12 protein-coding genes and 1 pseudogene are annotated in these 7,833 nt (G+C 34.0%); 9 read left to right on the forward strand and 4 right to left on the reverse strand.

Annotated features, from left to right (window positions below):
• Window positions 1–8: 8 nt before the first annotated feature.
• From DWV68_RS13995 to DWV68_RS14005, 3 genes are all read right to left on the reverse strand, one after another.
• Window positions 9–452: a GNAT family N-acetyltransferase gene (locus DWV68_RS13995; protein ID WP_117840906.1), complete on the reverse strand. Its 444-nt coding sequence runs from the start codon at window positions 450–452 to the stop codon at window positions 9–11.
• Window positions 453–512: 60 nt separating this feature from the next.
• On the reverse strand, window positions 513–1,013 hold the full coding sequence (locus DWV68_RS14000; protein ID WP_197420879.1) for a helix-turn-helix domain-containing protein: 501 nt from the start codon (window positions 1,011–1,013) through the stop codon (window positions 513–515).
• Between the two features lie 140 nt (window positions 1,014–1,153).
• Window positions 1,154–1,735 carry a methyltransferase family protein gene (locus DWV68_RS14005; RefSeq protein ID WP_117840908.1) on the reverse strand — a complete coding sequence of 194 codons (582 nt, stop codon included), beginning with the start codon at window positions 1,733–1,735 and terminating at the stop codon, window positions 1,154–1,156.
• Between the two features lie 292 nt (window positions 1,736–2,027).
• Between DWV68_RS14005 and DWV68_RS14010 the strand changes: the two genes are divergently transcribed.
• On the forward strand, window positions 2,028–2,288 hold the full coding sequence (locus tag DWV68_RS14010) for a type II toxin-antitoxin system Phd/YefM family antitoxin (RefSeq protein ID WP_117699361.1): 261 nt from the start codon (window positions 2,028–2,030) through the stop codon (window positions 2,286–2,288).
• 245 nt (window positions 2,289–2,533) lie between these two features.
• On the opposite strand, the gene DWV68_RS14015 is transcribed toward DWV68_RS14010, so the two are convergent.
• Window positions 2,534–3,136, reverse strand: a complete 603-nt coding sequence (locus tag DWV68_RS14015; protein ID WP_117840910.1) for a Type 1 glutamine amidotransferase-like domain-containing protein — start codon at window positions 3,134–3,136, stop codon at window positions 2,534–2,536.
• Window positions 3,137–3,441: 305 nt separating this feature from the next.
• Here DWV68_RS14015 and DWV68_RS14020 point away from each other — a divergent pair, with 305 nt between their 5' ends.
• From DWV68_RS14020 to DWV68_RS14055, 8 genes and pseudogenes are all read left to right on the forward strand, one after another.
• Window positions 3,442–3,702, forward strand: a complete 261-nt coding sequence (locus DWV68_RS14020) for a type II toxin-antitoxin system Phd/YefM family antitoxin (protein WP_117699361.1) — start codon at window positions 3,442–3,444, stop codon at window positions 3,700–3,702.
• A complete protein-coding gene (locus DWV68_RS14025) occupies window positions 3,692–4,003 on the forward strand; it encodes a type II toxin-antitoxin system RelE/ParE family toxin (protein WP_118056812.1) in 312 nt (103 codons plus the stop codon). Before DWV68_RS14020 ends, DWV68_RS14025 begins: the two co-directional genes overlap by 11 nt.
• Window positions 4,004–4,451: 448 nt before the next feature.
• Window positions 4,452–4,724 carry a hypothetical protein gene (locus tag DWV68_RS14030; RefSeq protein ID WP_242986327.1) on the forward strand — a complete coding sequence of 91 codons (273 nt, stop codon included), beginning with the start codon at window positions 4,452–4,454 and terminating at the stop codon, window positions 4,722–4,724.
• Between the two features lie 105 nt (window positions 4,725–4,829).
• A pseudogene (locus DWV68_RS14035) lies at window positions 4,830–5,717 on the forward strand (type IV secretory system conjugative DNA transfer family protein); the annotation flags it as partial.
• A 474-nt stretch (window positions 5,718–6,191) separates the two neighbouring features.
• Window positions 6,192–6,749 carry a hypothetical protein gene (locus DWV68_RS14040; protein WP_227700582.1) on the forward strand — a complete coding sequence of 186 codons (558 nt, stop codon included), beginning with the start codon at window positions 6,192–6,194 and terminating at the stop codon, window positions 6,747–6,749.
• 4 nt (window positions 6,750–6,753) lie between these two features.
• Window positions 6,754–7,002 (forward strand): hypothetical protein, encoded by a 249-nt coding sequence (locus DWV68_RS14045; RefSeq protein WP_117840915.1) that lies wholly within the window; start codon window positions 6,754–6,756, stop codon window positions 7,000–7,002.
• Window positions 6,989–7,210, forward strand: a complete 222-nt coding sequence (locus DWV68_RS14050; protein WP_242986320.1) for a hypothetical protein — start codon at window positions 6,989–6,991, stop codon at window positions 7,208–7,210. The genes DWV68_RS14045 and DWV68_RS14050 overlap by 14 nt, the downstream gene beginning before the upstream one ends.
• A 250-nt stretch (window positions 7,211–7,460) precedes the next feature.
• Complete coding sequence (locus tag DWV68_RS14055; protein ID WP_242986319.1) at window positions 7,461–7,775, forward strand: XRE family transcriptional regulator; 315 nt, start codon at window positions 7,461–7,463, stop codon at window positions 7,773–7,775.
• The last annotated feature ends 58 nt before the right edge of the window (window positions 7,776–7,833 follow it).

A 7,833-nucleotide genomic window follows, 5' to 3' on the forward strand; every position in this document is an offset into this window, starting at 1 on the left:
ACTGGAAGTTATAAACATCTTTGCAAATATACCATATCTATTAACTGTACACCACACTCATAAATTGGGTGGTCATAATTGTCCGTAAAGAAATTCGGAATATTGTGAGATCGGACAAATCCGCATTTTTCATAAAACGGTACGGTCAACGGGCTGTCACCTGTTCCAACCTGCAAAATAGAATATTCATCTGAATATTTACTTACAAGGAAGTCAATCAATGCTTTCCCATAGCCCTGTCCTTGATTCTGAGGATCAACTGCAATATTTTTAATTTCAAGTATTCCATTATCTTCATCAGTAACGACACATTCAGCTTTTACATTACCATCTTCAAGTACATACATAGTACCTTTTTCAAGATAGTGATCAATCATATTTTCCTGCTCATCAGCTAATAACAATAATGCTATAAATTGCTTTTTATTCTCATTCACTTCTCGGATTTTCATATCTATTACTCCGTCAAACTAGAATTTTACGGTCTATCAGACTTTTTATTTACAGTTGTACTATCGTTTCATTTTTCGTCTTGCCTTAATCTTTCCTAAAAGTCCAGAAAGATACATTGCAAGGACTATTAACATACCACAATCTAACCCAAGACCTGCACTTGCTACTCTTTCATAGACACTTCCAGGTGTATCTAGTCCTGTAAATTCAATAATCACAAACGCAATCATTCCTATTATTGCAATAACCGTAAGTACAAATAACTTTCCTTTAATTTTTTGATTAATTGTCTCTGTATAATCAGATAATTTCAATACTGTTTCTTTTATTTCTTCATTCATATTCTCGCTTTTCCTTTCTCCACCAATGATTTCAGGTATACTAACATCATAAAAATCAGCCAATTCAGCCAACAAACTAATATCAGGCATATTAGAACCTGTTTCCCATCTAGAAACCGTTCGGCCTGAAACTTTTATCTTTTCAGCAAGCTGTTCCTGTGTAATATTCTTTTCTTTCCTAAGTTCTTTTAAGAAACGTCCAATCTTTTTCTGATCCATACTGTTTCCTCCTTTCATTGACAGAGTAATATTATTCTACTAAACATAACACGACACAAAGCGAGAAAATGCCGTATTTACGCTATTGGACAAATCTGTCTAGTATTATTTATATTGGCTTTAGCCCCAAGAACTTCAAGTTATCTTTTTCTTCCTAAATATCGGCATACTTTTGATTTGTATTGCAGGTACTCATTTCCGAATGCTTCTATCAAAAAATCTTCCTCTACATTGACTATCTGCAAATGAAAAAATACCACTGCAAAACCTGTGGCAAAGCAAAGGAACCAATTAAAGAACGAAAACAATATTCCTATATACATTAAATCAAAACCCAAAAATGCAGGATTTCTGCTAATAGAATAGATGCCCGCTGTTACCAAAATGGTCCTTTCTTCTTTTTGCACACCTGCTCTCCAATTCTCCTTCATCTGTGTAACAGAAACAATAAAAGCAAGTACACCGAACATTGTTATTACAACTCCTGTAAATTGCAACACAATATGTGCTGTTCCCGAATAAAACACAATACTGATAATCTGTATTACAGGAAGCAAATATGTGATTATTTTAAGAGCCACTTCTATAAATTTGACAAATCCCTCTTTTCCTTTTCCTAATTGATCTGTCTTTATGCCTTGCTTTTTCTGACTAATCAGCTTTGCAAAATAGCAGATGTAGAACACTGCCATCAGTGAAATTGTAACAATTTTTATTATCATCGTGTACCTCCAAACTCCGATTTGTATAACAGTAGTCTAACACACGTTGTTAAAAAATACTACAGCCAAGCCAATGTCTGTAATTTGCCCTAAAATTTCATTTTATGGAATTTGGACTACTTGATTTTCTAATTGCATACGTAATTCGTGAAATGTATAATTATACTGTTGATACATCAGACACACAAATGTAAATAGGGACATAAAAATTAAAAATTTCACTTTACGTGATAATTAAATTGAAAAAGACATAATTATGGTATAATTAGACCATAAATAGGAGGTGCACATTATGCCACAAATAATTCCAATTAAAGATTTGAAGAATACATCAGAGATATCTGATATGTGTCATAAAGCAGAGGAACCAATTTATATTACGAAAAATGGATATGGAGATATGGTAATTATGAGCATGGAGACTTATGAGTCAACCATGAGACAGATTGCTATGTACAGAGATATTGAAATATCTGAAAAGCAAATAGAGGAAGGACAGGTAAAGGATGCCAGAACTGCGCTTAGAGAAATGAGGGCGAAGTATGGCATATAAAATAAATGTTGCGGAGCATGCGGATGAACTACTTGATAATCTTATGCATTATTTAATTTACTCCCTTTTTACAAAAGTGTGTCTGATGCATACTAACTCATAATTATACGAAACACCACTCTTTTATTCATTTTTACTTTAAGTTGTCGTGCAATTTATTAGAATGGAATTTTTGAAAGAGCCAGCATCTTGAATGGGCTGACTCTTTCAATGTCACCTGTAATTGACAAACTGGAATTTTCAAATTAGTCTTTGCAAATAACCTTTGAATCTTCACCATCAATTACAATTCCCTGACGGTTGTTAATTGGGCATAGATTCAAATCCGAAAACTCAGTCATTATTTTCTCGGTAACTTTCTTAAATGGTGCTGTAAGATAATGCGGAAGAACATAGAAATCAATCAAATCAATCCCTGCATCATCTTCTTGTGAGTAGTCCTCCGGCTTTTCATCCATTTGCTCGATATATTGGATGTTTGGAGCGCATATAATTGCGCCTGCCGACTCGCCGATCATCAATTTTCCATTTGCCAATTCCTTTTTCAGCAGTCCATCAGTTCCCGTTTTACGGAGCTGGTCCATAAGAAAGAAAGAATTTCCACCGGTAAAATATATTACATCTGCTTCTTCAAAAACAGACTGTATCGTTGAATAAGCCTCCGTTGAAATATCAATTTCAGTTATGATCGCTCCCAACTTTTTGAATAATTTTCGAGCCGAGCCGACATAACCGGTGTAGCCTTCACGCAGTGAAGCTGTTGGAATAAATGCGACTTTCTTATTTTCAATTTCTTCCTTTATCAGACTTCCTACACTTGAAAAGTGCGAACATAAAAATAATTTCATCAATATTCTCCTTTATAAATTCCGATTTGTATAACAGTAGTCTAACACACGTTGTTAAAAAATACTACAGCCAAGCCAATGTCTGTAATTTGCCCTAAAATTTCATTTTATGGAATTTGGACTACTTGATTTTCTAATTGCATACGTAATTCGTGAAATGTATAATTATACTGTTGATACATCAGACACACAAATGTAAATAGGGACATAGAAATTAAAAATTAAAAATTTCACTTTACGTGATAATTAAATTGAAAAAAGACATAATTATGGTATAATTAGACCATGAATAGGAGGTGTACATTATGCCACAAATAATTCCAATTAAAGATTTGAAGAATACATCAGAGATATCTGATATGTGTCATAAAGCAGAGGAACCAATTTATATTACGAAAAATGGATATGGAGATATGGTAATTATGAGCATGGAGACTTATGAGTCAACCATGAGACAGATTGCTATGTACAGAGATATTGAAATATCTGAAAAGCAAATAGAGGAAGGACAGGTAAAGGATGCCAGAACTGCGCTTAGAGAAATGAGGGCGAAGTATGGCATATAAAATAAATGTTACTGAACATGCGAATGAACTGCTTGATAATCTTGTGTATCATTTAATTTATTGCTTAAGGAATGAACAGGCAGCAAAGCATCTGTTGGATAGTATAGATACTATCTGTGACAGGCTAGAGGTTAATCCATTTCAGTTCGCAGAGTGCAGAGATGCATATCTTGCTAAAAGAGGATATCGTGAGGCAGTTGTGTCACAGATGAATTATATTATCGTTTTTGATGTGAGAGCGGATGTTGTAAATGTAGTTGGTATTTTTCATCAGTTAGAGGATTATCAAAGTAAATTATAAAAAATGTGTTGTATTCATCCTACAAATTAAATTTAGTATAATAGAAATACTGCAAAGTAAAATTTAGTAATGGAAGATATTGCAACTAATAAAAATGACAGGTCTGTTAGTTCCGTATAAATAAAATTCAAGTCCCTATTTACATTTGTGTGTCTGATGTATCAACAGTATAATTATACATTTCACGAATTGCGTATGCAATTAGAAAATCAAGTATTCCAAATTCAAATACAATACCATAAGGCTTTCCAGATAATCTGGGAAGCCTTTTTATATTCATAGGGTGCATTTAAGGGTATGAATTTTGTTTATGCAAGGAGGTTCATGCCATGGCACTCACCAATGAAGAGCTACAGTATTTGATCGTAATGGTCCATATCTTGCTACCAAGAAGATTGGAAAAAATAATCCCAAAACTGAACAGATTGAGCAGGATAATAAACTGCGGATGGACTGGAATCGGGAGGTTGACAGAGCAATCATAAGTGATGTTCCTATGGATGAGATTTTACAGAAAAAAAGGGAACATATCACAGAACCGATAAAAAGGTCGATTGAACTGTATGGAAACAAACCACAACGATTAGCATTGATACTTAATATGGCGATTACGGAACTTGTACTACTGATATCGAAGGTGCTTGAAGCAGCCAGAACTATTCGGAATAAGATACTGCATACAGATGTTGAAAATGATATAATCATAACTTCTTTGGATTGAAATTGTAATATTTAACATAGTGCAGAGGGGCTGTAAAAAAGTCCCATTGTTACGAACATAATGCCGTATCCGGCATAACCTTAAATGCGACAGCATTTGTATAAGTCACGCATCATCATTCAGAACTTTGCCCAGTTAAAGGCACTTTTCAAAGATACCTGGGAGACAATTCCCGGCAACTGCGATACTTTCATTTATCTTGGAGGCAATGAGCAGAGTACACACAAGTATGTCTCGGAGCTTTTGTGCAAAGGGACGATTGATAAGAAGTCAAGCGGGGAGACAAAGGGCAGACAGGGAAGCTCTTCAAGAAACTATGATGTATTAGGAAGAGAACTGTTTACACCCGATGAGGTCAGAAAGCTGGATAACAAAAAGTGTATTATCTTTATCCGTGGTTTTGTTCCTATCATGGACAATAAGTTCATACCATTCAATCATCCGATGTTTAACCAGACAGCAGATGGCAAGGGAGAGCCTTATGTTCATCAGATAATGGGAGCAGATAATCTTATCGGTCCACCATTTGAGATTCTGTCAGATAAGGCAGTTAAGTATTATGAAAAACTGAAGGATAAGGGCGAGAATGTGTATATAGATTCTCTTACCTATGAGCAGTTTATGATGCTTGGTGATGCGGAATTAAGCAGAAGATTCTCAATGCAGGATGAAGCAGAGCAGAAGGCAAAGATTGACAGGGAGCAAGCAAATGAGCTTGAGTATGTCGATGAATCGCAGAAGTCTGATGCTGCAGAAAGTGCCAATGCGTCTAATGGAAGTACTGGAGCTAAGCCTGTAAGGAATCCTGAGAGGGAAAAGCCTAAGTGGGAGGATACCATCACAAACAGAATGCTACACTGGTCATATACACCGGAGCAGAAGGAAGAGGTGAAGAAAGCACTTGCTGCAGGAGTTCCGAAGGCAACGATTCTTACTTACTTTTATGCGGAGGTAACTGTGGAGAAGATGAGTTCATATCGGAATAAGCATTAAATGATATCGCATAGGCACAGGAATTATGTTATACTGTGTCTATGTAAATGAAAATGATGTTAAATTCGTTGATATTTTAGGTAAGTAAAGCGTACAACTAAATTTAAAGAATAAGTAGAATGAACACATTAATTGTTGTATAACGTTTTTATGCAATTAAGGGTTACAATTTCGATAGGAGATATTTATGAAAAAAATTATTTTTACTGTTTTTTCAATACTAATTATATTGACTACTATATTTTTTATTGCTATTGGAACAGTTCGTGATTCACGATACTATATATTGATTTTAGTTTATATTATTGTGTACAAAATTATTTTGTCATTTACAAATAGAAGCAAAAAAAAGTAAACAATATTTTTCAACATTAGAATTAAATTTTTTTGTATAATAATTATTATGGTTTTTATACAGAGAAATATATGAATAACTAAATGAATATATTATGCATGATGAGAGGTGAGAACAATTTGAAAGTTTACTATTTAGCGCTATCATTATTTTTAACGTTCTTCTTCGCACATCAGATAACGCATGTAATGTGCTTTGGCAGATATAGAGATAAAAAATGCAAAAAGAAAAAATTTTATTTTATCTATGGATTTTGGGTGGTATTTTTTGGAATATTGTGTACAATGATGGGTTCGGCATCAGGGGTGGATCATACATTTGATTATGGAATGAACTCCTTAGAATTGTATTTGGGCAAAAAAAATTATTTTGAGGGTAATGTTATTTATGCGGAAGATGACTATAAGCATAATGGTGATTTTATACTAGAGTATTATGTAAAAAATACAGAAGACATAGAAATAATATCAAAACAAATTGTGGAAGAAAATGTATTTATATTTAGAGCTTACAATTTAAGTGATATAAATGTTGTATGGAAATCGGTTGATGATGAGCTTTATGTTTATGGAGGTGATGAACTTTATGCAACTATAGATGTGGAAAGAAAAGGCTTGCTAGTAAAATTAAGTTTTTATTGGAATCAAGAAAAACTGAATCAAAACATGGGAGGATAAAAGTATGGCAAAAACAAAGATTGTAAAATTTATGTGTTCAATTGTGCTTGCGGTCAGTCTGGTACTTTCTCAAAGTTATACCGCAATGGCTTCAGGTTCGTCCACAATAACTGAGCAACAGTTGGGAGTTCTATTTGATGGGATGGAAAGCATAGTAGTACAGTTGGAAGAGATGGGATTGACAGAAGAGGATATAAGTGATTTATTTGGTGTACTACCAAGAGAAGACTCTTTTTACCATGGAGAAGATTGATGAATTGCATCAGGAAATTGAACAGCTTAAAACAGAAATACCGCCAGAAGATAATTCTTCCAGTAAGTTTGAGACACAGTTAGAAAGTATCATCAATATGGAATCTTTTGACAGAGAGAAAATCCAGAAGGTAATCAAAAAAGTGATTATCAATGGAGAGGACAATATAGAGATTGTATGGAATACAGATGATCCATTTTTCAGGTAAGATGGATGTTTAAAGAGTGTGGAGTGCCGAGAAAATGTGGCACTCCTTTCTTATGCAGGCATAAATATTGCTTTCAATATACTGCAATAGCAGGTATAATGGAAAGTGATATTTGAGGGTACAAAAAAATTAAATTTTTTTTGGTCTAGGGTTGACACGAGCAGGTTTATCAGTTCCAGATTCGGATATGCTGATTACATTAGCAGATGAATTGGATACTTCTGTAAGTGTATTGCTTGGAGAAACTGTAATGGAGTCAATGACAGATGACCTAAAAGCAATCTCTGAAAAATTAGAGGTAATTAATTTACAGTTGGCAAAGAGAAACATGGTCAAAGTAAAAACGATCCGTTGGATATTTATCTCGCTATGTGCGTTTATAGTGCTTGTTTTTATTGCTCTTGCGATTATGAAAAGTTCTTATCTAGGGTGGGATTATAATAACCCGGAATTTGCAGTTGCAGGAACAATATTACATGGATTTGAATTTGTCTTTGTGAGATTAGCGCCATTTGCTTTCATTGCTTCTGTTATTGGAATCGTAATTACCTATAAGAAGCGATAAATTCAAGTTTTGATTTGACTTAATTCATAACATTTATTAACTGTTATATCTTATCCTC

Source organism: Roseburia sp. AF12-17LB, assembly GCF_003479605.1.
Lineage (GTDB): Bacteria > Bacillota > Clostridia > Lachnospirales > Lachnospiraceae > Roseburia_C > Roseburia_C amylophila.

Coding starts and splice junctions, on each gene's coding strand:
- DWV68_RS13995 (WP_117840906.1), bottom strand. CDS start 452: ATGAAAATCCGAGAAGTGAATGAGAATAAAAAGCAATTTATAGCATTA.
- DWV68_RS14000 (WP_197420879.1), bottom strand. CDS start 1,013: ATGGATCAGAAAAAGATTGGACGTTTCTTAAAAGAACTTAGGAAAGAA.
- DWV68_RS14005 (WP_117840908.1), bottom strand. CDS start 1,735: ATGATAATAAAAATTGTTACAATTTCACTGATGGCAGTGTTCTACATC.
- DWV68_RS14010 (WP_117699361.1), top strand. CDS start 2,028: ATGCCACAAATAATTCCAATTAAAGATTTGAAGAATACATCAGAGATA.
- DWV68_RS14015 (WP_117840910.1), bottom strand. CDS start 3,136: ATGAAATTATTTTTATGTTCGCACTTTTCAAGTGTAGGAAGTCTGATA.
- DWV68_RS14020 (WP_117699361.1), top strand. CDS start 3,442: ATGCCACAAATAATTCCAATTAAAGATTTGAAGAATACATCAGAGATA.
- DWV68_RS14025 (WP_118056812.1), top strand. CDS start 3,692: ATGGCATATAAAATAAATGTTACTGAACATGCGAATGAACTGCTTGAT.
- DWV68_RS14030 (WP_242986327.1), top strand. CDS start 4,452: ATGGACTGGAATCGGGAGGTTGACAGAGCAATCATAAGTGATGTTCCT.
- DWV68_RS14045 (WP_117840915.1), top strand. CDS start 6,754: ATGGCAAAAACAAAGATTGTAAAATTTATGTGTTCAATTGTGCTTGCG.
- DWV68_RS14050 (WP_242986320.1), top strand. CDS start 6,989: ATGGAGAAGATTGATGAATTGCATCAGGAAATTGAACAGCTTAAAACA.
- DWV68_RS14055 (WP_242986319.1), top strand. CDS start 7,461: ATGGAGTCAATGACAGATGACCTAAAAGCAATCTCTGAAAAATTAGAG.